Here is a 24,881-nt window from a genome sequence, read left to right as displayed (position 1 = left end):
GACACCCTCACCCCATTGGCCGGGGCGTCGCGGTCCATCGTCCGCGACGCCCCGGCCGGCTCAGGCCGGGCTGCCGGTGACCGTGCTCCCGGACTTCGTGATCCGGTACGTCTTCTGCGTACCGCTCCAGAAGTGGAAGGTCAGGGTGACCGGGCCGTCGTTGACCTCGGCGAAGAACTCCGGCTTCAGCAGGATGGTGTTGGCGCTGTAGTCCGGTTGGAAGTGCGTCCAGAACTCCTTGTAGGAGGTCCAGTTCGCCGGTCCGGCGCCGCTGCCGTCGGCGTACTTGGCCTCCATGGTGGCGAGCTGGTCACCCCGGAACTGGGTGGGGATGGCGAACGAGCTGGTCGTCCCGCTGGCCGCCGACTGGGTCGGCGGGTCGTAGGAGATGATGCTGATCTGCCACGGCACGCCCTGGGAGAAGCGGGCCTCGATGGTGGCGTTGACCCCGGCGGCGCGGTTGCCGGCCAGCCGGCTCAGCGCCGACGCGGTCAGCGTGAGGGTGCTGCCGGAGACCGTGTAGTCGGTGCCGTTGACCAGGTTGGTGCTGCCCTGCCGCAGGCCCTGGAACGACGTGCCGTTGAGGTTGAGGGTGAGCGACCTGCTGGTGATGGTGCCGCTGCGCGGCAGGTAGACCTGGTCGGCGGACGCGGTGGCCGAGCGGGTGGTCAGGTTCGCCTTCATCAGGTCGTAGATGCCCTGGTCCCGCCACTGCAACGTGGGGCGGTTGAGGAAGGATCCCGCGTCCCAGAGCATGGTGGTGAGGTTGCGGGTGCGGGCGTGGTAGCCGACGGCCTCGAAGAACTTCAGCAGTTCGCCGCGTTCGATGATGCCGGGGCGGGTGTAGTCGTAGCTGAGCAGCGCCCACTCACCGATGATCACGGGGATGCCGCGGGCGACGAAGGAGGCGCGGGCCCGCTCGAAGGTGCCGACGAGGTCCTGCTCGACGTTGCTGTCGTAGCGGGTGCCGCCGGCGATGTTGACGCTGAACGGCCAGTACCCGTAGAAGTGGATGGTCGCGGCGATGTTGGGGTCGCGCAGCTGGCTGAGCGTGGTGTTCAGCGCGTCCATCCGGGCCTGCTCGCCACTGGTGTGCAGGGTGGGCAGCACCAGCAGCCGGGTGGCGTTGCCGCCGCCGGACTGGCGGATCAGGCGGACGAAGGCCAGGTGCAGCTCCCGCAGCACCTCGTCGCCCTGGGCGTCGTCGGAGGTGCCGGTGAACTGCGGCTCGTTGATGTTCTCGAAGACCAGCTTGGCCGAGTGGTCGCGGAAGGTGGCTGCGATCTGCGTCCACAACGCGTTGTACCGGTTCAGGACGGTGGTGCGGTCGCCCGGGTACGTGTTGATCCACTGCCAGGAGTCGTGATGCAGGTTGATCATCACGTAGAAGCCCTCGGCCAGCGACCAGTCGACCACCTGCCGGACCCGCGCCAACCAGACCGGATCGATGGTGTAGGTCGGCGCCGGACCGGTGTGGTCGGTCCAGGTCACCGGGATGCGGATGCTGTTGTAGCCCTGTGAGCGCACCTGGTGCAGCAGGGCCTGGGTGGTCAGCGGGTTGCCCCACGCGGTCTCGTCGGGAATGGCGTCGAGGGTGTTGCCCAGGTTCCAGCCGGGCTGCATCGCCGCCACCGTCGCCATCGGGTCCCCACCCGGCGACGGCGACGGGGAGGTCGTCGGCGTCGGGGTGGGGGTCGGGGTCGGCGTCGGTGTCTGGGTGGGGCTGGCGGTCGGGGTGCCGCCCGGGTTCCCGGTGCACGCGACGCCGTTGAGGGTGAACGAGGTCGGTACGGGGTTGCTGCCCGTCCACGACCCGTTGAAGCCGAAGGAGACCGTGCCGTTGGTGGCGATCGCCGCGTTGTAGCTCAGGTTCTTCGCGGTGACCTGGCTGCCGGCGGCGGTGACCGTCGAGTTCCACGCCTGGGTGACGCGCTGGCCGGCCGGGAAGGCCCAGGTCAACGTCCAGCCGTTGATCGCGTCACCGAGGTTGGTGACCTGCACGTCGGCGGTGAATCCGCCCTGCCACTGCGACGGCACGGTGTACGCCACCCGGCAGCCGGCGGCGGCCTGGGCGCTGCCGGTGATCATCAGGCCCGCGAACAGCAGTGCGGCAAGTGCGCCGGCGAGCAGGCCGGCCCGCCGCCGCATTCTTCGGAGGTGGTGTGAACTCATCTGGGAACTCCTCGCCATGGTGGCACGGTGGTTGGGGTCGTCGGACGTCTCGCCGACCGGGCCGCCCTGACGGGTCCGGGGTGAACCGGATCGGGTGGGGCCACCGCACCGGGCCACCGCAACCGGGAGAACGGGGTTGCGCCGGGCGGGCGTGACCGTCCGACGGCACGGCCGGGCGTGGCGGATACGGACGCTGCCCAGTGCGTCCGTACGGAATGGCGAGGCTCCCGCCTGGAAACAATCGGAGGATGGACTCGGAAAGTTTCCGTCGCAGACCATACAAGTGTCGGTTGACGCACGTCAATGGAGGGGAAGTTCCCGGGTTGTCCGGGGCCTGGCCCGGTGGTCTGGCCCCGGTGGCGACACGGGAACACCGGGAGGTGCTGAGTTCAGATCGACAGATGACGGAAACTTTTGGTCGTACCCCCGAATGTGCGTCAGGGCCGGACGCCGACCGCCGGGTTATCCTGGTTTCCCTGAACGGTGCCGGCGGCCCGGTCGCGTGGCGATGCCGGCCCGACCGGCAGCCGCCGCGGAGGAGGAGGCCGGGTTGAGGCACGTCGAGTCGGGCAGGCCGGGCGGCGACCTGGCGTCGTTCGTCGATCCGACCAGACCGGTGACGATCGCGGCGATCGCGGAGTCAGCCGGCGTGTCGATTCCGACCGTGTCGAAGGTGATCAACGGTAGGTCCGGTGTCGCGGCGGACACCCGGGCCCGCGTCGAGGCGGCGATCAGCCACCACGGCTACCGCAGGACCGCCCCGGCGACCCGCAGCAACATCATGGAGCTGGTCTTCGACGAGATCGAGGACATGTGGGGCCTGGAGATCATCCGGGGCGTCGAGCGGGCGGCCCGGCAGCAGCGCGTCGGCGTCGTGCTGACGGAGTTCGGGCCGCAACGCAACGCGATCCGGTACTGGATCGACGACACCCTCGCCCGCCGGCCGGACTGCCTGGTGATGGTGGCCCAACTGGGCGCGGAGGACCACCAGCGGCTACGGGCCCGGGGCATCCCGTTCGTGGTCTTCGACCCCACCACCGAGCTGCCCGAGGACGTGCCGTTCGTCGGTGCGACGAACTGGGCCGGCGGCCGGTCGGCCACCCGCCACCTGATCGGGCTCGGTCACCGACGGATCGCGATGATCGGTGGCCCGGAACACGTCCTGTGCTGCCGGGCCCGACTGGACGGCCACCGGTCCGCCCTGGAGGCGGCCGGCCTGCCGGTGACCGCCGACCTGGTCGTGCACACCGGCCTGAACCCCGCCGACGGCCAGGCCGCGGCGCTCGACCTGCTCCGCCGGCCCGACCGGCCGACCGCCATCTTCGCGTGCAACGACCTGCAGGCCCTGGGCGTCTACCAGGCGGCCCGGTCGCTGGGGCTGCGGATTCCCGCCGACCTCAGCGTCGTCGGCTTCGACGACCTGCCGATGGCCGCCCTGGTCGACCCGGCGCTGACCACCGTGCACCAGCCGTTGACCGAGATGGCGGCCACCGCCACCGAGCTGGCGCTCGCGCTCGGCCGGGGGGAGCCGACCGGCCAGGTCCGCCTGGAGCTGGCGACCACCCTCACCGTCCGGCAGAGCACCGCGCCCCCGGCGACCTGACGGGACGGCCGCCCCGCGACCGCCCGCGTGCTGCCCGGTCCGCACCCGGACCGCCCGCGTGCTGCCCGGACCGCCCACGTGCTGCCCGGTCAGCACCTGGACCGCCCGCCCCGCCGCACCCGGTCGGTCGGGCGTGGCGGGCCGGTCCGCGTGCCGATCTCGATCGCCGCGAGAAACTCCCGGCCCGCCGGCCCGCCGGCCCGCCCGGCGGCGACGGTGGACGGTCGGATCGACCCGGACAGATCGCTACGACTTGACGAATGACATGTTATCGCTCACAGTCGATGCGAGGACGACAGCACCTGATGGCTCACCGGGCGAGCCGTGCTGGTCGCACCTTGGATCGCGACGTCCCCCCAGGGCATGCGGGACGTCGGATCAGGATTCCCGTCAGCAACTGCCGGTGGCGGCGCGACCGGCCCCGTACGCATGGGGTCGGACGGTTCCGCCCGGCCGGCCCGGTCTCCTCTGACAAGGAGGATCATGGCTCCCTTTTCGGGCGGCGCCACGCCGTTCCACCGTACGGGCGATCCTCCCGCCGGCCCGGGCTGCGCCCTCGGCGTCGAGGTCACCGGTGTCGATCGCGTGCGTGGACCACGGCGGGGTCTCCGCCCGTCCGCGCCGTGGCTGACCGGGCGGCGTACCACGCCGGCCGGTGCGGTCCGCCGCACGGGGAGTCGGGCATCCCAACACCACCACCGCTGCACCCACACCGAGAAGGATGCGACATGAGACCCAAGAGAGCCCTGCTAGCGACGGCGACCCTCGCCGTCGCCGGCGCACTCACCGTCGGAATGACGCTGGCGATGGCCCCCTCCGCCAGCGCCGGGACGACCCTGCGGGCGGCGGCGGCCGAGAAGGGCCGCTACTTCGGCGCGGCGGTCGCGACGGGCAAGCTGTCCACCAGCACCTACACCACCATTCTCAACCGCGAGTTCAACTCGATCGTGGCCGAGAACGAGATGAAGTGGGACGCCACCGAGCCGCAGCAGGGCCGGTTCAGCTACACCGGCGGCGACCGGATCGTCAGCCACGCCCAGGCCAACGGGATGAGCGTGCGTGGCCACGCGCTGCTCTGGCACCAGCAGGAGCCGAGCTGGGCGCAGGGCATGTCGGGCAGCGCCTTGCGCAGCGCGATGATCAACCACGTCACCCAGGTCGCCACCCACTTCCGCGGCAAGATCTATGCCTGGGACGTGGTGAACGAGGCGTTCGCCGACGGTGGCAGCGGTGGGCGTCGGGACTCCAACCTGCAGCGCACCGGCAACGACTGGATCGAGGCGGCGTTCCGGGCCGCCCGCGCCGCCGACCCGGGCGCGAAGCTCTGCTACAACGACTACAACACCGACGGCGTCAACGCGAAGTCGACTGGCGTCTACAACATGGTGCGGGACTTCAAGTCCCGGGGTGTGCCGATCGACTGCGTCGGCTTCCAGTCCCACCTGGGCACCACGATCCCGGGCGACTACCAGGCCAACCTCAAGCGCTTCGCCGACCTCGGCGTGGAAGTCCAGATCACCGAGCTGGACGTGATGACCGGTGGCAACCAGGCCAACATCTTCGGCACGGTAACCCGGTCCTGCATGGCCATCCCGCAGTGCGCCGGCATCACCGTGTGGGGGGTGCGCGACTGCGACTCGTGGCGCGGCTCCGACAACGCGCTGCTGTTCGACTGCAACGGCAACAAGAAGCCGGCGTACGACTCGGTGCTGAACGCGCTCAACGCCGGCCCGGGCAACCCGACGACCACCCCGCCGAACCCGACCACCACGCCGCCGAACCCGACGACGACCCCGCCGAACCCGACCACGCCGCCTCCAGGCGGGGCGGGGTGCTCGGCGTCGGTGTCGTTGAATTCGTGGACGGGTGGTTTCGTGGCGACGGTGAAGGTGACCGCGGGTTCGTCGGGTACCCGTGGGTGGACGGTGAGCGTGACCCTGCCGGGTGGGACGAGTGTGACCGGGACGTGGTCGGCGACGGCCAGTGGTAACTCCGGGACGGTGCGGTTCACGAACGTGGACTACAACGGTGCGCTCGGTGCCGGTCAGTCGACCGAGTTCGGTTTCCAGGGCACGGGCAGCGCGGCGGGTGTGACCCCGACCTGCACCGCCAGCTGAGTACCACCGTCAGATTGAGCACCAGCGTCAGTTGAGTACCACCACCGCCGGCCCGACCCGGGCGCACCCGGGTCGGGCCGGCGGTGCATCACCCCCGACCCGCCGGCCGGTGCGACGTGCCCCGGCCGGACCATCGTCGGCCAGCCCCGGACCGGGCCAGTCCGGACCGTCGTCCCGCACGCCGGGAGGGCCCGTCGTCCGTCGCTGACCACCGACTCCGACAGAGGAACCGCCGATGAAACCCCGACTCGCACTGCTGGCCGCCGCGCTGGCGACCGCCCTGGCGACCGTCACGGCCGTGGTCGCGGCCCCCAACCCGGCGTCGGCCGCGACGCTGACCCAGGTGACCAACTTCGGCACCAACCCGACCAACCTGCAGATGCACCTGTACGTGCCCGACCGGGTGGCCGCCCGGCCGGCGCTGCTGCTGGCCCTGCACTACTGCACCGGCAGCGGCCCGGCGCTGCACACCGGTTTCGGACTCAGCTCGCTGGCCGACCGCTACGGCTACATCGTGATCTACCCGTCGGTGACCCGCAGCAGCAAGTGCTGGGACGTCTCCTCCCCGCAGGCGCTGCGGCGCAACGGCGGCAGCGACCCGGTGGGCCTCATGTCGATGATCGACTACGTGCGGAACCGCTACCCGGTCGACGCGAACCGGATCGGCGTCGCCGGGTTCTCCTCCGGCGCGATGATGACCAACGTGATGGCGGGGGTCTATCCGGACGTGTTCAACGCCGGGGTCAGCTCCTCCGGTGTCCCGTTCGGCTGCTTCGCCACCACCAACGGCTCGGAGTGGAACAGCGACTGCTCCGGTGGGCGGATCGTGAAGACCCCCCAGCAGTGGGGTGACCTGGTCCGCAACGCCTACCCCGGTTACACCGGCAAGCGGCCCCGGATGCAGATCTGGCACGGCACCACGGACACCACGCTGAGCTACGTCAATTTCGGCGAGCAGGTCAAGCAGTGGACCAACGTGCTCGGTGTCGCGCAGACCCCCAGCTTCACCGACTACCCGCAGACCAGCGCCACCCGTACCCGCTACGGCGGCACCGGGGGCACCGCGCCGGTGGAGGCGATCAGCTTCCAGGGCTACGGGCACTCCATCCCGTTCGACGCCGCGCAGGCCGTCCGCTTCCTCGGCTTCGACAGCGCCAGCCCCACCACGCCGCCGCCGACGACGCCGCCGAACCCGACGACGCCGCCGCCGACCACTCCGCCGAACCCCACGACGCCGCCGCCCACGACCCCGCCGGCCACCGGTGGCTGTTCGGCTTCGGTGTCGTTGAATTCGTGGACGGGTGGTTTCGTGGCGACGGTGAAGGTGACCGCGGGTTCGTCGGGTACCCGTGGGTGGACGGTGAGCGTGACCCTGCCGGGTGGGACGAGCGTGACCGGGACGTGGTCGGCGACGGCCAGTGGTAACTCCGGGACGGTGCGGTTCACGAACGTGGACTACAACGGTGCGCTCGGTGCCGGTCAGTCGACCGAGTTCGGTTTCCAGGGCACGGGCAGCGCGGCGGGTGTGACCCCGACCTGCACCGCCGCCTGACCGGGAGTTTCCACCTCCTGCGGGGTGGGGCACCGCCGAGGTGCCCCACCCCGCAGTCGCGTCCGCGCGGCGGCCGGCGCGGCAGACGCGGTGCGGCCCACGCGGCAGGGCGCAGGGCCGGGAGACGATCCCGGCCCTGCGCCCTCCTCACCGGCGGAGCATCGTCCGCCCTGTCACACCGGCGTACGCCGCCACTGCTGGTTCGTGCCGGCGCCGCAGGTCCACTGCACGACCTGCACCCCGTCGGTCAGCCCGGCGTTGAGCACGTCGAGACACTTGTTGCTGTGCCGGGCCACCAGCTGCACCTGGCCGTCACCGACGTCCTGGAGCCGCCACTGCTGGTTGGTGCCCCCGTTGCAGGTCCACTGCACCACCCGGGCGCCGTCGGCGGTCGTGCCCGCGCCGCCGTAGACGTCGAGGCACTTGCCGCTGTTGACGCTCACCACCGTGGACCAGCCGCCGCCGACGTCGGAGAACCGCCACCGCTGGTTGGCCTGACCGTTCGCGGCCCACTGCACGACGTTCGCGCCGTCGGTCGTGGCGGCGTTGTTGACGTCGAGCAGCTTCGCGCTGTGCCGGGCGGTCAGCGTGTACGTCGTCGGGGTCGGGGTGGTGGTCTGCGGCGTCAGCCGGTAGAGCCCGGCACCGTGGGCGGGCAGCGGACGGCTGAACGTCCCGGTCGAGGTGCCCAGGGCCGCGCCGGACCAGAGGTCGGTGGCGGTTGCCGAGCCGATGCCCAGGTCGGCCAGGTTCACCGACACGGTGGCCGCCGCGCCCTCCCGGTTGAACAGTGCGACGTACCGGTCCGTGCTGTCCGGCACGTCGGCGACCCACACCTGCCGGGTGCCGCCGGTGAGCTGGCGGTTGTTGGCGCTGCGCTGGTCGACCGCCAGCACCGCGCTGTTGGTCATCAACGCCAGCTCCGCCGGCCGGTTCTCCACCAGGTTGCCGCCCCACATCAGCGGCGCCCGGTTGATCACCCAGAGCGACATCAGGGTGCGCTGCTCGTCCGCGCTGAGGTTGGAGTAGCGCGGCGAGCCGACCGGGCCGTGCTTCGACAGCCGGCCGATCGGGATCATGTCCGGGTCGGGCCAGGCCCCCGCCCTGCGGTACGGCGTCCAGTTGCGTAACTGGTCGAACAGGGCGTCCACCGACGACCAGTTGTCCCACAGGTCGTTGACGATCCGCCACATGTGCGCGTTGTTCTGCACGTGCGGGCCGGCGGACAGCGGCGTGGCCCCCGGCGACAGGCTCAGCACCATCGGCCGGCCGCTGCGCCCGATCGCCGTCCGGTAACCCTCGACCTCCGCCTGCCGGTAGGTAGGCGCGGCGATGTCGTCGACCTTGACGAAGTCGACGCCCCACCCGGCCAGCAGCTGGAACACCGAGTCGAGGTACGCCTGCGCGCAGGGGTTGGACATGTCCAGCCCCCACATCAGGTTGAGCCAGGCCGCGCTGTTGCCGGCGTCGATCTGGTTGGCCCGGCACGAGGTGCCGAGGATCGGCACGTTGTCCGCGACCGCCTGCCGGGGGATGCCCCGCATCAGGTGGACGCCGAACTTCAGCCCCTGGGCGTGCACGTGGTCGGCCAGCGGTTTGAACCCGTTGTCGCCGGCCGCCGACGGGAACCGGGTGGTGTCGGGCAGCAGCCGCCCGTTGGCGTCCATCCGGAGCCGGGGTTGCAGGTTGGCGTCCTGGTTGGGGCTGCCGTTGTGCTGCCCGGGGAAGTACCACGCCCAGTCGACGACGATGTACTGCCAGCCGTACTGGCGCAGGTTCGCGCCCATGTAGTCGGCGTTGGCCCGGACGTCGGCCTCGGTGACGCTCCAGTTGAACGAGTCGTAGCTGTTCCAGCCCATCGGTGGGGTGTCGGCGACGCCGTTGTCCCACGCCTGCGCCGGCTGTGGGGCGCCGACGCCGACCAGGTTCGTCACGAGCAGGACGGTGGCGGCCAGCAGGACCGCCGCCCGTCGGGTCGCTGAATGGATGACACGGTGCTGCATCGGACCTCCTCGATCACCGGGGTCAGCGGTAGCCGGCGGCGGTGATGTTGGCCTGTACCGCGTTCTCGGTGGCGTCCGACGGGTAGCCGGCGACCATCGCCCCCTCGTAGAAGGTGCCGACGCTCTGGTTGGTGTTGTCGATGCAGCAGTCCCCGCCGCTGCCCAGGATGATCGCGCCCTGCTTCTTCATCGGGCTGTACCCGCGCGGCAGCGACCCGTCATAGAGGGTGTAGAGGCTGCCGGACTGGGCGTTGCTGCCCTTGATGGCGAACCGGGAGGTGCCGTTGTTCTTCAGGGTGGCGGTGACGAACTTGCTGGTGAACGCCCGCTGGTTGGAGTTCCACGAGCTGCTGCCGCCGGGGTAGAGGCCGTACTCCAGGTCGGCCTGCACCCAGGGGCCGGAGCCGGAGCAGCCACCGAACCAGCAGCTGGTGCCGAAGTAGATCGCGTCCATCGCGCCCGCGCCGTCGGCCCGCCGGGTGGTCTCGCTGTTGCCGTAGTCGAAGCAGCAGCCGCTGTTGACGTGGGTGCCGCTGGTGACCATGTACATGCCCTCCGGCGCGGCGCCGGTCGGCACCCCGGTCAGGTGACCGTCACGCCAGTAGCTGCTCTTACCGGGGATGTAGAGCGAGTACACCTTGTCGCCGCCGACCGTCAGCGACTCCTTGTTCGCCACCGCCGGCTGGACGGCGCCACCGACCCCGCCGGCACCCTGGTAGCCGAGGTTGTTGCCGCGTCCGGACTGGTCGAAGATGATCGTGATGACGCAGGTGGTGTTCGCGCAGAAGCTGTCCTGGCTGGCGGCGTTGGCCCGCCCGCCCGGCGACAGCACGCCGATGTTGCGGGTGGTGTTGTCCGAGGACCGGCGCACCTGGTAGAGCGAGCCGTTGTAGGCGGCGTAGAGCGCCCGGGTGGTGCTGTGCGCCGCGATGCAGGCGGTGCCCCCGGCGGCGTAGATGTCACACGGCTGGCTGGTGCCGGGCGGTGGGGTGGTCGGTGGTGGGGTGGTGGGCGGCGGCGTGGTCGGCGGGGGCGTGGTCGGCGGTGGTCCGGTGGTCGGGTTCACCCCGCCGGTGCAGGTGGTGCCGTTGAGGCTGAACGAGGTGGGGGCGGGGTTGCTGCCGGTCCACGCGCCGTTGAAGCCGAAGCTGGCGGTGCCGTTGGTGGGGATCGTGGCGTTGTAGCTGGCGTTGGTGACGGTGACCTGGGCGCCGGCCTGGGTGTAGCTGCCGTTCCACAGCTGGGTGATGGTCTGTCCGGCGGCGTAGTTCCAGGTCAGTTGCCACCCGTTCACCGCGTCACCGAGGTTGGTGATGGTGACGTTGGCGCCGAAGCCGCCCTGCCAGGACGAGCTGACCGCATAGCTGACCTGGCATCCGGCGGCAGCCGCCGAGGCTTCGGTCTGGGCGGCGACGGCACCGACGAGCAGGAGGGTGGTGGTGGCGGCGACCAGCGCCGGCCGCCGACGGAGGAATCGGGTTTCTGGCACGGGAGCTCCTGATGATGACTGGACGGTGCGGCACGCCCTGGCAGGGCGGGGACGGATCACCCCTCGACGCGGTGCGGGGGGCTGCGGTCGCGGTGGTTCAGGCGACCACGCAGGTCGCCCCGTTCAGGGTGAATGCCGTGGGGGCGGCGGCGTTGCCGGTGTGGGTGGCCTGGAATCCGATAGTGGTCGACGCTCCGGGGGCCAGCGTGCCGTTGTAACTGACGTTCGTGGCGGTGACCTGGCCGCTGGCCGGTGCGTAGCTGGCGTTCCAGCCGCCGGTGATGACCTGCCCGGCGGGCAGGGTGAACCCGAGGGACCAGCCGTTGAGCGTCGTGCTGGCGGTGTTGACGATGGTGATGCTGGCGGTCAGCCCGCTGTTCCACGCGCTGATCGTGTCGGTGACCCGGCAGGCACCCGACTGCGGCGACGACGTCGGCGTGGGCGTCGGGGTCGAGGTCGGGGTGACCGTCGGCGTGGGGGTCGGGGTGATCGTCGGCGTGGGCGTGGGGCTGGCGGTGGGGGTGGGGGTGGGCGCGCTACCGTCCAGGCCGAGGAAGGTGATGGCGTATGCGAGCTGTCCGGCCATCGGCAACTGGTGACCCACCCCGGCGATGCTGATCCCCTCGACGGGGGCCTGCGACCCCGTCCCGCCGTAGCGGGTGCGCGTCCAGGACGACTGGGGACGGTCGGTGGCGGTGGGCGTGGTGCTCAACCCGTGCAGGTTGGTCCACTGCTTGATCTCCTCGCCGTAGTTGGGGTAGGCGAGGGTGGTGTCGGTGACCCCGTGCCACAACTGCATCCGGGGATAACGGCCCGTGTACCCGGGGTACATCGCGCGGGCCTGGTCGCCCCACTGTTGCGCCGTCTTGATCACGGTGCCGCCGGAGCAGCGGCTGTTCCACAGCGATCCGTCGGTGGTGGCGAAGCAGCCGGCCGGCACCCCGGAGAACGCCGACGCGGCGGAGAAGACGTCGGGGTACTGCGCGGCGAGCACATTGGTCATCATCGCCCCGGAGGAGAACCCGGAGACCACGATCCGCGCCGGGTCGACGTTGTAGCGCTGCCGGGCGTACGCGACCATCGACATGATCCCGGTCGAGTCGCCGCCACCGTTGCGGGTGAGGGCGGCCGGGGTGGAGACGTCGAAGCAGCTTCCGCTGCGGGTGGCCTCGGGCACCACGATGAGATAGCCGTAGCGGTCGGCGGCGGTCACGTAGTCGTGCCCGTTGCCGTTGAAGATCCCGCTGGCCGAACCGCTGCAGTAGTGCACCAGGAGCAGCAGCGCCGGGCGGGGCGCGAGGGTGCTCGGGGCGTACAGGTACATGTTGAGGTTGGTGGGGTTGTTGCCGAATCCGGTCACTCTGGTCAGGGTCGCCGCGGTCGCGGGCTGCGCCGTCATCAGGACGGTGGATGCCGCGATTGCGAGGACGACGGCTGCCAGCGCGGCGCGCAGACTGCCCTTCATCGGTGGCCTTTCTTTCAGGGGGTGGAGATCGCCGCGCCGGGAGGCGGTGCGGGCGTCGCGTCCGGTCGTCGACCCTCGGGCGCGGACGGCGGTGGCGCGATCCGGTGGCGCGGACCGCTGTGTGTGGGCCGGTCGTAGCCGTCCGGCCCCTCGTGGCGTCGGTGTCGGCTCCGCCTACGGTCGGACGAGCGGCCACCCGGTCGGCCGGAGTCCGTACCCGATAAATCGACGATCGTCCATTACGTTAACGTTAACAAGAAGTGCTGTCCAGAGCTGGACCGCACTGTGCGGGGCGGGTCGCCGCCGGCCTGGTCGGCGCGGCACGGCGGGTGGGTACGCCACCGCGGCGACCGGTGACGGTCCGCCCGTCACCGGGGCGCGGCGACGCTGTCCCGGGTGATCAGGGTGGGGGAGATGGTCTGCCGCAGCGTGTGGTCGACGCCTGCGTCGATCTGCGTCAGCAGCAGGCCGAGGCTGGCCTCGGCCACGGTGTCGAAGTCCGGCCGGACGGTGGTCAACGGCGGGATGAAGTACGCGGCGTCCGGGACGTCGTCGAAACCGACGACGCTGACCTCCTCCGGCACCCGCCGGCCGTGTTCGTGCAACGCGTGCAGCACGCCCAGCGCGAGATCGTCGTTGGCCGTGAAGATCGCGGTGACCTCAGGGGTCCGGGCCAGCATCTGGCCGCACCGGTATCCCGAGGCGGCGGACCAGTCCGCCTGCAACACCGGGGGAACCTCCGCACCGGCGGCCTGCAACGTCTCCCGCCAGCCGGCGAGACGCCCCGCGCTGTCGAACCAGTCGGCCGGGCCCGACACGTGCCAGACCGTCCGGTGACCCGCGTCGAGCAGGTGCCGGGTGGCCAACCGGCCCCCCTCCACCTGGTCGATGGTGACCAGCGGCACCGGACGGCGGGGGTCGCCGTCCACGGTGACCAGCGGGATGTCGGTGGGAAGGCACTCCAGCGCCTCGCCGGCGGACTCCACCGGTGCGATCACCACGATCCCGGCGACCCGGTGGGCCAGGTGCCGCTCGACGACGGCGGTGATGGAGGTGCGGTCCAGGTTGCGGACGCTACCGACGCTGACGGCGAAGCCGGCCTCGGCCGCGGCGAGTTCGAAGGCGGACAGCAGGGACGCCGGGCCGTAGAGGGTGGTGTTGAGCGCCACCACACCGAGCACCTGCGATCGCCCGGTGACCAGGGTGCGGGCGGCCCGGTTCGGGCGGTAGCCGAGCTCGGTGATCGCGGCCTGGACCCGTAGGCGGGTCTGTTCCCGCACGTGGGGATGCCCGTTGAGGACCCGCGACACGGTCTGGTGGGAAACTCCGGCGAGGCGGGCCACGTCTCTCATCGCAGGAGCGCGCACAGTCATCCCACACCTCTCGGTCCGCCCCGCAGCCCGCTGACGGCGAAGCGGCCCGGCCCGGCGTCCGATGAGGGACGTCGGACACGAGGCATGGGCGTGCACGCCGTGGACAACGCTGGATCAGCGAGAGTCTACGCGGCGTGTCGCCCTGATTGGGTCGGCGACGCGGCCGAGTGTCGCCGGCGTGCCGTGATATTCGTCATCACGGATCGCAGGCGGTAGGCGAACTGGTGGTGACGGGTCCCTCTGGCCCTCCCTCGCTCCTCGAAGGTCACTGTCCTACGCCGTGTCGGGCCGGCCCGCCGTGCCGGACGACGGACCTGACCTGGACCCACACGCCGTACCAGACGTCGGGCGGTGCGCCACCGGTGGAACCGGAGGACACCGTGACCAGGGTGACCGTGTCACGACGACCTGCCGTATCGATCGAACCGGATGCTACTCGAAACTGTTCGGCAACGACAAGGACAGGTTTCGAGGACCCGCCCCCGGCAAGTGACCCCGGACCGGCCGCGCCGACCCGGACCGGCCGCGCCGACCCGGACCGTTCGCGCCGAACCGGACCGATCGCGCCGAACCGGACCGGCCGCGCCGAGTGGGTCAGTGCGCCGGTGCCGCCGCGGTGCTGCCCCGCACCACCAGCGTGGTGGCCAGTTCGACCCGGGTCTGCGTGAGGTTCTCGTTGGCGGCCAGGGTCAGCACCATCCGCGTCGCGGCGGCGGCCATCTCGGTCAGCGGCTGCCGCACCGAGGTCATCGGCGGTCCGCAGAACATGGTGTACGGGATGTCGTCGAAGCCCACCACGCTGAGGTCCTGGGGGATCCGTCGGCCGGCCAACCGGGCCGCCTCGTAGACACCGAGCGCCTGCAGGTCGTTGCCGCACACTATCGCCGTGGGCGTGGGGTTCTGCCGGAGCAGTTCCTGGCCGAGGCTGAGGCCGTCCTCGAAGGAGAACCAGTGGCCGAAGCGCAGCCGGCGCGCGGGCAGCCCGGCTCCCGCCGCCTCCAGCGCCGCCCGGGCACCGTCCAGGCGGGCCTTGGCGCACAGTCGTTCGGTCGGCCCGGAGATCACCCCGACCTGCCGATGTCCCAGGTCGAGTACGTGCCGGGCGGCCTCGAAACCACCGCTCCAGTTGGTCGTCGTCACCGACGGGACGGCGTGCAGTGGCGGCTCGCCCGTGGGATCGATGACGACCAGGGGGATCGCGCTCGCCGCCAGCAGGGCGTGCTGTTCGGAGGTGAAGCCGAGATTCACCGCGATCACTCCGGTCGGGCGACGGGCCAGCAGGTCGCGGGCCCAGAACCGCCCCTCCGAGACCTGGCGGCGGGCGTCGATGAAGCCGACGGCGAGCCGGTGCGCCCCGGCGACCTGCTGCACCCCCTGCATGATCAGCACCGCCAGGTTGCTCTGCATGCCGTAGAAGACCACCTCCACGCTGGCGTTCGGGGTGCCCAGTTCGGGGCGGCGGTAGCCGTGCTCGCGCAGCAGCGACTCCACCCGGGCCCGGGTCTCCGCCGCGACCCCGGTGCGGCCGTTGAGGACCTTGGACACGGTGGGCGCCGAGACGTCCGCCAGTTGGGCGATCGTGGTCAGCGTCGGTTCGCCCCGGCGTCGGCTGCGTCGTGGCTCCCCGGCCGGCCTGCCGACCGTCGGGATGGTGGTACGCGCGGGGTCCGCCGCGGCGGTTGCCGGGGGGACGGCGGCGGGGGTCCCGGGGGTGCCACCCGACCTGCCGGCCACCGGGTCGCCGGTCGGGGCGGCAGGCGTGGGCTGTCGTCGTACCCGGTCGAGCAGCCGGCTGCGGACGGCTTCGGCGTGGCGGGCCGCGACCGGGCCGGCGGGCACGGTCTCGGTGAGGTAGCGCCGACGCTTCGACACGGGGTCGATCCCGGCGTACACCCGCACCCGGAGCGAGCCGCTGGGGAGCTGCTCGATCTCGCCGCGAGCGCGCCGGCCGCGTCTGGAGCTATCTGACATGGAGCCAGCGTATTCGATGTCAGGCGATGCAGATAGCTCCACGATGGCTCCATGCCGCACTGCTGCGTCCCGCTTCCCGGCGTGGTCCGCAGCCCTCGGGGGGCCGCCGGTGGGGCCGACCTGCCGACCTCCGGTGATAGAGCGGTAAAAATATGGAAGCAGTTGAATACGCCGAAACGCTTACGTAACATGAGGGGCCATTGTTAGCGCTCACACCGAGCCGTTCGAGCGCTCACACCCGGGGTGGTTCGAGCCGACTCCCGGACGTCCCGCCCGACGCGGTGCCACTGATTGGAGACTTCGTGAAGCGATTCGTGCGAGCCCGGAGCTGGGGGCGGGCGCTGGCGGCCGGTCTGCTCCTGGCCGGCGTCCTGGTGGGCATCCGGATGCCGGTGGCACAGGCACTGGACAACGGGACGGCCCGGACCCCGCCGATGGGCTGGAACAGTTGGAACTCCTTCGGCTGCAACATCAACGAGGCGCTGATCCGGCAGACGGCCGACGCGCTGGTCAGCAGCGGTATGCGGGATCTGGGCTACCAGTACGTCGTGGTCGACGACTGCTGGTTCAACCCGAACCGGGACTCGGCGGGCAACCTCCAGGGTGACCCGACCCGGTTCCCCTCCGGGATGAAGGCGCTCGGCGACTACATCCACGCCCGGGGGCTGAAGTTCGGCATCTACCAGGTGCCGGTCGACAAGACCTGCGCCCAGTACTTCAACTCCTACCCCGGAGCCACCGGCAGCCAGGGCCACGAGGTGCAGGACGCCCGGCAGTTCGCCAACTGGGGCGTCGACTACCTCAAGTACGACTGGTGCTCGCCGAACGGCTCCATCGACCAGCAGGTCACCACGTTCGCCAAGATGCGCGACGCCCTCGCCGCCACCGGCCGGCCGATCGTCTACAGCATCAACCCCAACAGCATCCACGCCAAGACCGGCCCGCAGCGCAACTGGGGCGACGTGGCGAACATGTGGCGCACCACCGAGGACATCACCAACACCTGGAACAGCGGCCAGACCAACGGCTACCCGATGGGCATCCAGAACATCATCGACGTCAACGTGCCGCTGGCCCCGTACGCGAAGCCCGGCGCCTTCACCGACCCCGACATGATGGAGGTGGGCCGGGGCGGCATGACCGACACCGAGATGCGCAGCCACTTCGCGATGTGGGCGATCATGGCCTCGCCGCTGATCGCCGGCAACGACGTCCGGTCGATGAACTCCGCCACCCAGACCATCCTCAAGAACGCGAACCTGATCGCCATCAACCAGGACGCGTTGGCGTTGCAGGGCGCTCAGGTCTCCTTCGACGGCACCCGCCGGGTGCTGGCCAAGCGGCTCGCCAACGGTGACGTCGCGGTCGCCCTGTTCAACCAGGGTGGCTCGACGACGACGATCTCCACCACCGCCGCCGCCATCGGCAAGTCCGGCTCCTCCTTCACCCTGGTCGACGCCTGGACCAACGCGAGCACCACCAGCACCGGCACCATCTCCGCGAGTGTGCCGTCGCACGGCACGGTGGTGTACCGGGTCAGCGGTGGTGGCACCGCCCCGCCGCCGACGACGCCGCCGTCCACCGCGGGCGCGCTGGCCAGCGTCGCCTCCGGTCGGTGCCTCGACGTCCCGCAGAGCAGCACCGCCAACGGCACCCAACCGGTGATCTGGGACTGCAACGGGGCCGCCAACCAGCGCTGGACGGCCAACGGCCAGACCCTCCAGTCCCTCGGCAAGTGCCTGGACGCGCCGACCAACGCCACCGCCGGCACCAAGGCCCAGATCTGGGACTGCAACGGTGGGACCAACCAGCAGTGGACGTTCAACGCCAACGGCACGATCAGCAGCGTGCAGTCCGGCCTCTGCCTCGACGTGAACAACAACGGCACCGCCAACGGCACCACGGTGCTGCTCTGGTCGTGCACCGGGGCGGCCAACCAGCGCTGGACCCGCCGCTGACCGACCGGCCGTCGCCGTCCGCCCGCTGCCGGTCCGGGCACCGGGCGGACGGACGTCGGTGAGTGGTCCCGGACCCGGACGGTGTGGTGCGGACGCCGTCCGGGTCCGGTCCGCTTGCGCGTCCGTCCGTCCGGCACGGCGGTGGCCGCCCCCGCGTCCAACCCGGCACGGTGGTGGCCGCCCCCGAGCCCGCCCGGCACGGTGGTGGCCGCATCCGCCCGTACCGCTGCGGCCGGGTGGTGACCGCAGGAACGCTCAGCCGGCCGTGCCGGTGGCGGTCAGCCCGTCCCCGGCGCGGTAACGGACCGCGATCGGATCGCTCAGCGCACCGACGAACTCCCCGTCGACGTGGTCGTGGAATCCGATGAGGGACCAGTCCCCGGCCGGCCCGGGGATCAGCCGGGGCGCGTAGAGGTGCGGGTGCGGGAACGGGCGGGCCGAGGCGATGTCCCACGGGCCGCGTACGTCGTGACCCTCCGCCACCCAGATCCGGTGGCCGTCGTGGCGGGTGCCGGCGGCGTCGGTGGAGAACAGCAGCAGGGGCTGCCCGTCGACGACGGCGACCTGGGGGACCTCCAGGTGCCCGAAGCCGGCCGGGATCGACAGCGGCGGTTGGACGGTCCAGTTCACCAGGTCCGGTGAGGTGGCGTGACCGACGACCCCGCGTGCCTCGGTCGGCCCGGTGTTGATCCGGGCGGTGACGAGCATGTGCCAGCCGGCGCCGTCCGGATCGGGGAACACCCACGGGTCGCGCCAGGCCTGCTCGTACCACAGCGTCCGGTCGAGCAGTTCGTACCAGGTGGGGTCCGCTTCGACGAGCGGCCCGTCGCCGTGCCGGTGCCAGGTGGTCAGGTCGTCGGAGACGGCCAGGCCGATCCGCTGGACCAGCCCGTCCTCGGCGCGGCCGACCCCGGTGTAGAACAGGTACCACCGCCCGTCCGGGCCGCGCACGGTGCAGCCCGTCCAGGTCGCGAGGTCGTCCCAGCTCGGCGCGTCGGCCGGGACGAGCGCGTCGGCGACCAGGTGCCAGGTGTGCAGGTCGGTCGAGACGGCGTGGCCGATCGTGGCGCGGCGGTGCCGGCGGTGCGGGTCGTGCAGGGCACGGGAGGCGCGCAGGAAGAACGCGTGCCACCGGTCGTTGTCGTCCCGGGCGTACCAGCTGTCCCACACCCAGTGGTCGGGTAGACGTAGCATGGCGGGGAAGCTAGCACTAAATCGGTTTAGCGACCAGTTCGGGTGGCCAGCGTCCGGTGGTGGGAGCGCTGCGGCGGGCACCTGCCCGGCGGTCGCGCCGGGGGTCCCGGCTAGCCGGCCGGGGTGGCCACGGACCGGCGGCGACGCAGCGGCATGGGGACGAGGGACGGTTCGGCGTCGCCGCCGTCGAGGAGGATCTCGACGGCCCGCCGCCCCATCTGCTCGTGCGGCAGCGCGGTGGTGGACAGGCCGGGGCGCAACCAGGCGGCGATCGGGTCGTCGTCGAACGAGACCACCGAGAGGTCGTCCGGGACGGTCAGCCCGGCCTCGGCGAGCGCCTGGTAGGCGCCGAACGCGAGCCGGTCGTTCATGCAGATGATCGCGGTCGGCCGGGTGGGCCGGCCCAGCAGCGTGCGCATGGCGGCGTAGCCGTGTTCGGGCAGCCACTCGGCGCAGAAGCACTCGGTCAGCAGCTCGACCCCGGCGGCGCCGAGCGCCTGGTGCACGCCGCGCAGCCGGGCCCGGGCCGCCAGGGAGACCTCCTCGTCGTCCTCCTTGAGACGGTTGCGGCCGATCAGCGCGATCCGGTCGCGGTGGCCCTGGTCGAGCAGGGTGGTGGCGACGGTACGGCCGGCCCGCTCGTCGTCGGGGAGCACGCAGGGCAGGTCGTCCGGGCTGGTGGCGTTGAGCAGCACCACCGGGCCGCCGAGGATGGCCGCCGGGACGGTCAGCCGCCGGGTCGCCATCGCGGCGTAGATCACCCCGTCGACCTGCCGGTCGAGCATCGCCTCGATGGCGTACTGCTCGAAGGTGGCGTCGCCCTGCGTCTCGGTGATGAGCAGCACGTGGTCGCGCTCCCGGGCCGCGTCGAGCGCGCCGCGGATGAGGCCGCCGGCGAACCGGGTGGTGGCGACGATGTCGGAGACGAACGCGATGGTGGCGGTCTTGCGGGTACGCAGGCTCCGGGCCGCCAGGTTGGGCCGGTAGCCCAGCTCCTCGGCGGCGGCGAAGACACGCTGGTGCGCCTCGGCCGACAGTCGGGTGCCCTCCCGGCCGTTGAGGACCATCGACGCGGCGGTCTTGGACAGCCCGGCCCGTCGCGCGACATCGGCCAGGGTTGCTCTGTTGCGGCCCATCAGTCCTCCGAATCGGCGGCGGCGTCGCGGCCGTCGCTCCCGCCCATCATGATGCGTGGTCCGGCCGGGCCCGGTGCCGGCGGTCACCCCGGGTGTGTGTCGGTGACCACCCGCGACGGCCGGTGGAGCGGGTGGCCGAGCGTGAACCGGTTGTTTCCGGACCGTTGCCAATTGGTCCTTGACAGCTCAGGTCGCCGCGCGCATGCTCTGCTAAATCAGTTTAGCGGCTACTTTTGACAGGTCGGGCGGCACCCTCGGTGACCCTCGGCGTGGTCATCGGTAACGACATCGCGTGCTGCGGCGGCATGCCGACGGCGACGTACTGTTGCGGCTGGTCACCCACCGTGACGACCCGCCGACCCGGCCCGTACCGCGGCCGGGGCACGCACGGAAGAGTCGAGGAGTCCTCAATTGGCAACACCACTGGCAAGGTTCTCCCGCCGGACGGCGCTCCTGGCCCCCGTGCTGGCGTTGGGGCTGGCCGCCACGGCGTGCAGCGCACCCGGTGCGGACGAGTCGCCGCGCGCCGGGTCCGACGCCGCCGTCAGCACCGAGCTGGGCAGCGACCCGATCACCCTGGAGATGTACGCCGAGACCGGCTTCCCGCTGGCCAAGGCGCTGGCCGACGAGTTCACCAAGCAGCACCCGAACGTCAAGTTCAACATCCGCGAGGACCAGTTCACGGTCATCGTGGAGAACGCGCCCCGGGTGATGGCCTCGGACAACTCGCCGGACATCATCCGGCTCCCCACCATGGTCGACCTGGTCAAGGACGACCTGCTCAAGAACCTCGACCCCTACTTCACCGCGTACGGCTGGGACAAGTTCCCCGCCTCCCAGCTGGTGCAGCTGCGGGTCGGCGAGGGGGGCACCACCCGGGGTACCGGCTCACTGTGGGGGATGGGCCTCGGCTACAGCGTCACCGGGGTGTTCTACAACAAGAAGCTCGCCGAGCAGGTCGGGATGACCCAGCCGCCGGCCACCATCGCCGAGTTCGAGCAGCTGCTGGCCAAGGCCAAGACCGCCGGCGTGCAGCCGATCATGCAGTTCAACAAGAACACCGCGGGCATCAACTTCCCGCACCAGGCGTTGCAGAACCAGTTCGGTGACCCGGCCCAGGTGGCCGACTGGATCTTCCAGAAGCCGGGCGCGACGTTCGACACCCCGGCCGCGCTGAAGGCCACCCAGACCATCCAGAAGTGGGCCCAGGCCGGCTACTTCCCGAAGGACGCCAACGCCCTGGACTACGCGAGCATGGTGGGCGAGTTCCAGAAGAACAACGGCCTGTTCATGTTCAACGGCGACTGGGAGTCGGCCAACCTCGACAAGACGATGCCCGGCAACGTGGGCTTCTTCCTGTTCCCGAGCGAGTCGGCCGGCGGCAAGCACGTGGCGATGTCCGCCCCGAACACCTTCGGCATCAGCGCCAAGGCCAAGAACCCCGACGCCGCCGCATTCTTCCTGAACTGGGCGCACACCAACCCCACCGCCCGGGAGATCGCCGTCAAGATCGGCGGCTCCAGCCCGGGTGGCCCGAGCGACCTGGCCGTGCCGGCCGCCGCGCCGAACACCGTGCTGGCCGAGACGCTCAAGGCGTCGCAGCAGCTCGGTGAGGAGAACGGCGCGGTGGACTTCACCGCGAACGCCACCGGTGGCATCTTCGCCGCCGCGATCACCCCGGAGATGCAGAAGCTGATCGCCGGTCAGCAGACCCCCGAGGGGTACGTCAAGGCGGTCCAGGCCGAGTACGCGAAGGAACTCTCCCGATGACGTCTGCCTTCGGCAGCGCACCGGTCGGGCGGGGTGACCCGGTGTCCACACCGGCTCGTCCCACCCGTCCCTCCGCCGCGCGGGCCCCCCGGAAACGGTGGGCCCGCGCGGGCGGGACGGGCTGGCTCTTCGTCCTGCCCGCAGTCGTGATGTACGCCGCCTTCGTCCTTCGTCCACTCGTGCTGACCATCCAGTACTCGTTCTACAACTGGAACGGCATCGGGGTGGCCCGCTGGGCGGGACTGGACAACTACCTCACCGTGTTCACCGACAGTGACCTGCTGAAGATCATCGGCAACGCGCTCGTCCTGATCGTCTTCTTCAGCTTCGTCCCGGTCGCGCTCGGCCTGCTGGTGGCCAGCCTGGTCCGCCGCATCACCACCGGCGCGTTCGGCACCGTGGTGCGTACGGTGCTGTTCCTGCCCCAGGTCATCCCCCTGGTGGCGGCGGGTATCGCGTGGAGCTGGCTGCTGTCGTCCAACGGCCTGATCAACCAGCTGCTGCGCGCGGTCGGCCTGGGCGGGGTGGCCCGCGCCTGGCTCGGTGACTTCGACACCGCGCTGCCCGCCGTCGGCGTCATCGGCGCCTGGGTGCTGCTCGGCCTCTGCACGATCCTGCTGGTGACCGGGATGAGCAAGATCGATCCCGCGTTGTACGAGGCGGCCCGCCTCGACGGCGCCGGCCCGATCCGGGAGTTCTTCGCCGTCACCCTGCCCAGCCTGCGCCAGGAGATCGGGGTCTGCCTGACGGTGACCATCATCGCCGCCCTGGCCAGCTTCGACATCGTCTACATCTCGACCAGTGGCGGTCCCGGCCTGCAGACCACCGTGCCGGGCCTGGAGATCTACCGGCTGGCCTTCTCGCAGCGCCAGGTCGGCCTCGCCTCCGCGCTGGCCGTCGTGCTGATGCTGCTGGTGCTGCTCTGCGTGCTGCCGATCCAGCGACTGACCCGGGGGGACAAGTCATGAACCTGAGCCGGCGCGAGAACCTGACCGGCCGGATCTTCCTGCTCGTCCTGGTCGTGGTCACCCTGCTGCCGTTCGTCAGCATGCTCTCTGCGGCGTTGCAGCCCCGGGGCACCGTGCCCAGCGGCCTGGCCTGGCCGTCGGACCCGCAGTGGGGCAACTTCGCCGACGCGTTCACGGTGGCGAACATGGGTGCGCTGCTGCGCTCCAGCCTGCTCATCGTGGCCGGCGTCGTGCCGGTCTCGGTGCTGATCGCCACCATGGCCGGTTTCGGGCTGGGTCAGCTGCGGGTCCCCGGTGGCCGGATCGTGTTCGGTCTGCTGCTGCTCGGGCTGACCCTGCCGTTCGAGGCGGTGGTCACCCCGCTCTACTACCAGATGCAGGACCTCGGCCTGCTCAACACCCGGTGGGCGATCATCCTGCCGTTGATCGGGCTCTACATGCCGTTCGCGGTCTTCTGGATGCGGGCGCACTTCAGCAACGTGCCGGTCGAGTTGTCCGAGGCGGCCCGGGTCGACGGCAGCAGCACCTGGCAGCTGTTCTGGCGGGTCCAGGTGCCGCTCGCCCGGCCGGCCATCGCGTCGCTGACCATCCTGATGTTCCTCTGGACGTGGAACCAGTTCCTGCTGGCCATCGTCCTGGTCGACGATCCGGCCAAGCGGACGATGGCGGGTGCGCTCGGGGCGTTCCAGGGGCAGTGGGGCACCGACCTGGTGCTGCTGTGCGCCGGCTCGCTGCTGATCCTCACCCCGACCCTGATCGTCTTCCTGATCTTCCAGCGTCAGTTCATCAAGGCCCTGATCCAGGGCTCACTGAAGGGATAGCAGTGGCCACGCAGCCGCAGATCCACGGCCACGCCGACGAACGCTACGGGCGGGTGGCAGACGTCTTCCGCGCCAACTTCACCGACCGGGGGGAGGTCGGCGCGGCGGTCACCGTCTACGTCGGCGGTCGCCAGGTCGTCGACCTGTACGGCGGGACCGCCGACCCCCGTACCGGCCGGCCCTGGACGGCGCACACCCCGGTCGTCGTCTACTCCTGCACCAAGGGCATCCTGGCGGTCTGCGCCTACCTGCTGGTGCAGCAGGGCCGACTCGACCTCGACGCGCCGGTCACCCGCTACTGGCCCGAGTTCGGCCAGCACGGCAAGGCCGACATCCCGGTGCGCTGGCTGCTCACCCACCAGTCCGGCCTGCCCGCGCTCGACCGCCCGTTGACCCTCGACGAGGTGCTCGCCTGGGACCCGGTGATCACGGCGATCGAGGCCCAGGCCCCGCTGTGGCAGCCGGGCACGGCGCACAGCTACCACCCGATGACCTACGGCTGGCTGATCGGCGAGGTGATCCACCGGATCACCGGTCAGCTGCCCGGCGTGTTCTTCCGGGACGCCCTGGCGGCACCGCTGGGCCTGCGGACCTGGCTCGGGCTGCCGGCGACCGAACGCGACACGGTCGCCTGGAACGTCGCCCCGCCGCCCGAGGCGGAGCCGTTCGTCGACCCGGTGGCCGACCGGGGGATCACCATGGGTGGCGCGTTCGCGTTCCCCGCCGACGACGCCGGCCTGGTCAGCTTCAACGACCCGGCCATCCAGGCCGCCGGCATCCCGGGCGCCGGCGCGGTGAGCACAGCCGACGGACTGGCCCGCCTCTACGCCGCGTGCGTGTCTCCGGTGGCGGGCCCGCCCGTGCTCGACCCGGCGTCGATCGACGACGCGACGGTCGTCCGGTCCCGGGGCCAGCAGCGGCACGGCCCGCCGGACACCGGCCAACGCTGGGGCAGTGGCTTCCTGCTGCACTCGCCGCCGGCCCGGCCGTTGCTGTCCGAGCGCAGCTTCGGCCACGACGGTGCGGGCGGCAACCTCGGCTTCGGCGACGACGCCCACCAGGTCGGCTTCGGTTACGTGGTCAACCAGATGCAGGGCATGGGCGACGAACGCGCCAACCTGCTGACCGCCGCGCTGCGGTCCTGCCTGGACGACCGACCGGCCAGGTAGGACACCCCGCACAACTCGCACCCCGGACCCCCGGACCCCGGACTCCTTTGCGCCCCGGGCACCCCGACGACCGGGGCACCCGGGGCGCCCGGCTGTCCCGGTCGCGACGGCCCGGCCACC

The 24,881-nt window shown here is 71.2% G+C and carries 16 protein-coding genes; 8 read left to right on the top strand and 8 right to left on the bottom strand.

Annotated elements, in window-relative coordinates:
- Positions 1 to 60: 60 nt before the first annotated feature.
- Complete coding sequence (locus tag AB0B63_RS09895) at positions 61 to 2,172, bottom strand: cellulase family glycosylhydrolase (protein WP_357016468.1); 2,112 nt, start codon at positions 2,170 to 2,172, stop codon at positions 61 to 63.
- A gap of 550 nt (positions 2,173 to 2,722) precedes the next feature.
- Between AB0B63_RS09895 and AB0B63_RS09890 the strand changes: the two genes are divergently transcribed.
- From AB0B63_RS09890 to AB0B63_RS09880, 3 genes are all read left to right on the top strand, one after another.
- The gene (locus tag AB0B63_RS09890) at positions 2,723 to 3,775 is read left to right on the top strand and encodes a substrate-binding domain-containing protein (RefSeq protein ID WP_357016465.1); all 1,053 of its coding nucleotides are present in this window, start codon (positions 2,723 to 2,725) and stop codon (positions 3,773 to 3,775) included.
- Between the two features lie 728 nt (positions 3,776 to 4,503).
- Complete coding sequence (locus tag AB0B63_RS09885; protein ID WP_357016462.1) at positions 4,504 to 5,892, top strand: endo-1,4-beta-xylanase; 1,389 nt, start codon at positions 4,504 to 4,506, stop codon at positions 5,890 to 5,892.
- 235 nt (positions 5,893 to 6,127) lie between these two features.
- A complete protein-coding gene (locus AB0B63_RS09880; protein WP_357016459.1) occupies positions 6,128 to 7,444 on the top strand; it encodes a PHB depolymerase family esterase in 1,317 nt (438 codons plus the stop codon).
- Positions 7,445 to 7,617: 173 nt separating this feature from the next.
- On the opposite strand, the gene AB0B63_RS09875 is transcribed toward AB0B63_RS09880, so the two are convergent.
- The 5 genes from AB0B63_RS09875 to AB0B63_RS09855 form a co-directional block, all read right to left on the bottom strand.
- Positions 7,618 to 9,447, bottom strand: coding sequence for an alpha-galactosidase (locus AB0B63_RS09875; protein WP_357016456.1), 1,830 nt, complete (start codon positions 9,445 to 9,447; stop codon positions 7,618 to 7,620).
- A gap of 22 nt (positions 9,448 to 9,469) precedes the next feature.
- Positions 9,470 to 10,936: an arabinofuranosidase catalytic domain-containing protein gene (locus AB0B63_RS09870; RefSeq protein ID WP_208566764.1), complete on the bottom strand. Its 1,467-nt coding sequence runs from the start codon at positions 10,934 to 10,936 to the stop codon at positions 9,470 to 9,472.
- Positions 10,937 to 11,033: 97 nt separating this feature from the next.
- Positions 11,034 to 12,401 (bottom strand): PHB depolymerase family esterase, encoded by a 1,368-nt coding sequence (locus AB0B63_RS09865; RefSeq protein WP_357016453.1) that lies wholly within the window; start codon positions 12,399 to 12,401, stop codon positions 11,034 to 11,036.
- Between the two features lie 368 nt (positions 12,402 to 12,769).
- Positions 12,770 to 13,753 carry a LacI family DNA-binding transcriptional regulator gene (locus AB0B63_RS09860; RefSeq protein WP_219462911.1) on the bottom strand — a complete coding sequence of 328 codons (984 nt, stop codon included), beginning with the start codon at positions 13,751 to 13,753 and terminating at the stop codon, positions 12,770 to 12,772.
- 615 nt (positions 13,754 to 14,368) lie between these two features.
- Complete coding sequence (locus AB0B63_RS09855) at positions 14,369 to 15,745, bottom strand: LacI family DNA-binding transcriptional regulator (RefSeq protein WP_357016450.1); 1,377 nt, start codon at positions 15,743 to 15,745, stop codon at positions 14,369 to 14,371.
- 386 nt (positions 15,746 to 16,131) lie between these two features.
- Between AB0B63_RS09855 and AB0B63_RS09850 the strand changes: the two genes are divergently transcribed.
- A complete protein-coding gene (locus AB0B63_RS09850) occupies positions 16,132 to 17,703 on the top strand; it encodes a glycoside hydrolase family 27 protein (protein WP_208566849.1) in 1,572 nt (523 codons plus the stop codon).
- A 255-nt stretch (positions 17,704 to 17,958) separates the two neighbouring features.
- Here AB0B63_RS09850 and AB0B63_RS09845 read toward each other — a convergent pair whose 3' ends face one another.
- Complete coding sequence (locus AB0B63_RS09845; protein WP_357016447.1) at positions 17,959 to 18,897, bottom strand: family 43 glycosylhydrolase; 939 nt, start codon at positions 18,895 to 18,897, stop codon at positions 17,959 to 17,961.
- Between the two features lie 110 nt (positions 18,898 to 19,007).
- On the bottom strand, positions 19,008 to 20,033 hold the full coding sequence (locus AB0B63_RS09840) for a LacI family DNA-binding transcriptional regulator (protein ID WP_208566759.1): 1,026 nt from the start codon (positions 20,031 to 20,033) through the stop codon (positions 19,008 to 19,010).
- Between the two features lie 411 nt (positions 20,034 to 20,444).
- Here AB0B63_RS09840 and AB0B63_RS09835 point away from each other — a divergent pair, with 411 nt between their 5' ends.
- Genes AB0B63_RS09835 through AB0B63_RS09820 form a run of 4 tightly spaced genes read left to right on the top strand, consistent with a single transcriptional unit; the run spans position 20,445 to position 24,761 of the window.
- On the top strand, positions 20,445 to 21,803 hold the full coding sequence (locus AB0B63_RS09835) for an extracellular solute-binding protein (protein WP_208566758.1): 1,359 nt from the start codon (positions 20,445 to 20,447) through the stop codon (positions 21,801 to 21,803).
- On the top strand, positions 21,800 to 22,771 hold the full coding sequence (locus AB0B63_RS09830; RefSeq protein WP_208566757.1) for a sugar ABC transporter permease: 972 nt from the start codon (positions 21,800 to 21,802) through the stop codon (positions 22,769 to 22,771). The genes AB0B63_RS09835 and AB0B63_RS09830 overlap by 4 nt, the downstream gene beginning before the upstream one ends.
- Complete coding sequence (locus AB0B63_RS09825) at positions 22,768 to 23,592, top strand: carbohydrate ABC transporter permease (RefSeq protein ID WP_219462904.1); 825 nt, start codon at positions 22,768 to 22,770, stop codon at positions 23,590 to 23,592. The genes AB0B63_RS09830 and AB0B63_RS09825 overlap by 4 nt, the downstream gene beginning before the upstream one ends.
- A 2-nt stretch (positions 23,593 to 23,594) precedes the next feature.
- Positions 23,595 to 24,761 (top strand): serine hydrolase domain-containing protein, encoded by a 1,167-nt coding sequence (locus tag AB0B63_RS09820; protein ID WP_208566755.1) that lies wholly within the window; start codon positions 23,595 to 23,597, stop codon positions 24,759 to 24,761.
- Positions 24,762 to 24,881 lie beyond the last annotated feature (120 nt).

The sequence above is a fragment of the Micromonospora sp. NPDC049081 genome (assembly GCF_040648835.1).
Taxonomy (GTDB): Bacteria; Actinomycetota; Actinomycetes; order Mycobacteriales; family Micromonosporaceae; genus Micromonospora; species Micromonospora antibiotica.
The sequence above is the reverse complement of the archived record's forward strand: the minus strand, read 5'-3'. Positions and strand labels throughout refer to the sequence as shown.

Excerpts from the sequence above, each read along its gene's own strand:
- AB0B63_RS09850 (WP_208566849.1), top strand. The coding sequence starts at position 16,132 with ATGCCGGTGGCACAGGCACTGGACAACGGGACGGCCCGGACCCCGCCG.
- AB0B63_RS09865 (WP_357016453.1), bottom strand. The coding sequence starts at position 12,401 with ATGAAGGGCAGTCTGCGCGCCGCGCTGGCAGCCGTCGTCCTCGCAATC.
- AB0B63_RS09895 (WP_357016468.1), bottom strand. The coding sequence starts at position 2,172 with ATGAGTTCACACCACCTCCGAAGAATGCGGCGGCGGGCCGGCCTGCTC.
- AB0B63_RS09885 (WP_357016462.1), top strand. The coding sequence starts at position 4,504 with ATGAGACCCAAGAGAGCCCTGCTAGCGACGGCGACCCTCGCCGTCGCC.
- AB0B63_RS09855 (WP_357016450.1), bottom strand. The coding sequence starts at position 15,745 with ATGTCAGATAGCTCCAGACGCGGCCGGCGCGCTCGCGGCGAGATCGAG.
- AB0B63_RS09825 (WP_219462904.1), top strand. The coding sequence starts at position 22,768 with ATGAACCTGAGCCGGCGCGAGAACCTGACCGGCCGGATCTTCCTGCTC.
- AB0B63_RS09880 (WP_357016459.1), top strand. The coding sequence starts at position 6,128 with ATGAAACCCCGACTCGCACTGCTGGCCGCCGCGCTGGCGACCGCCCTG.
- AB0B63_RS09845 (WP_357016447.1), bottom strand. The coding sequence starts at position 18,897 with ATGCTACGTCTACCCGACCACTGGGTGTGGGACAGCTGGTACGCCCGG.
- AB0B63_RS09860 (WP_219462911.1), bottom strand. The coding sequence starts at position 13,753 with ATGAGAGACGTGGCCCGCCTCGCCGGAGTTTCCCACCAGACCGTGTCG.
- AB0B63_RS09840 (WP_208566759.1), bottom strand. The coding sequence starts at position 20,033 with ATGGGCCGCAACAGAGCAACCCTGGCCGATGTCGCGCGACGGGCCGGG.
- AB0B63_RS09830 (WP_208566757.1), top strand. The coding sequence starts at position 21,800 with ATGACGTCTGCCTTCGGCAGCGCACCGGTCGGGCGGGGTGACCCGGTG.
- AB0B63_RS09875 (WP_357016456.1), bottom strand. The coding sequence starts at position 9,447 with ATGCAGCACCGTGTCATCCATTCAGCGACCCGACGGGCGGCGGTCCTG.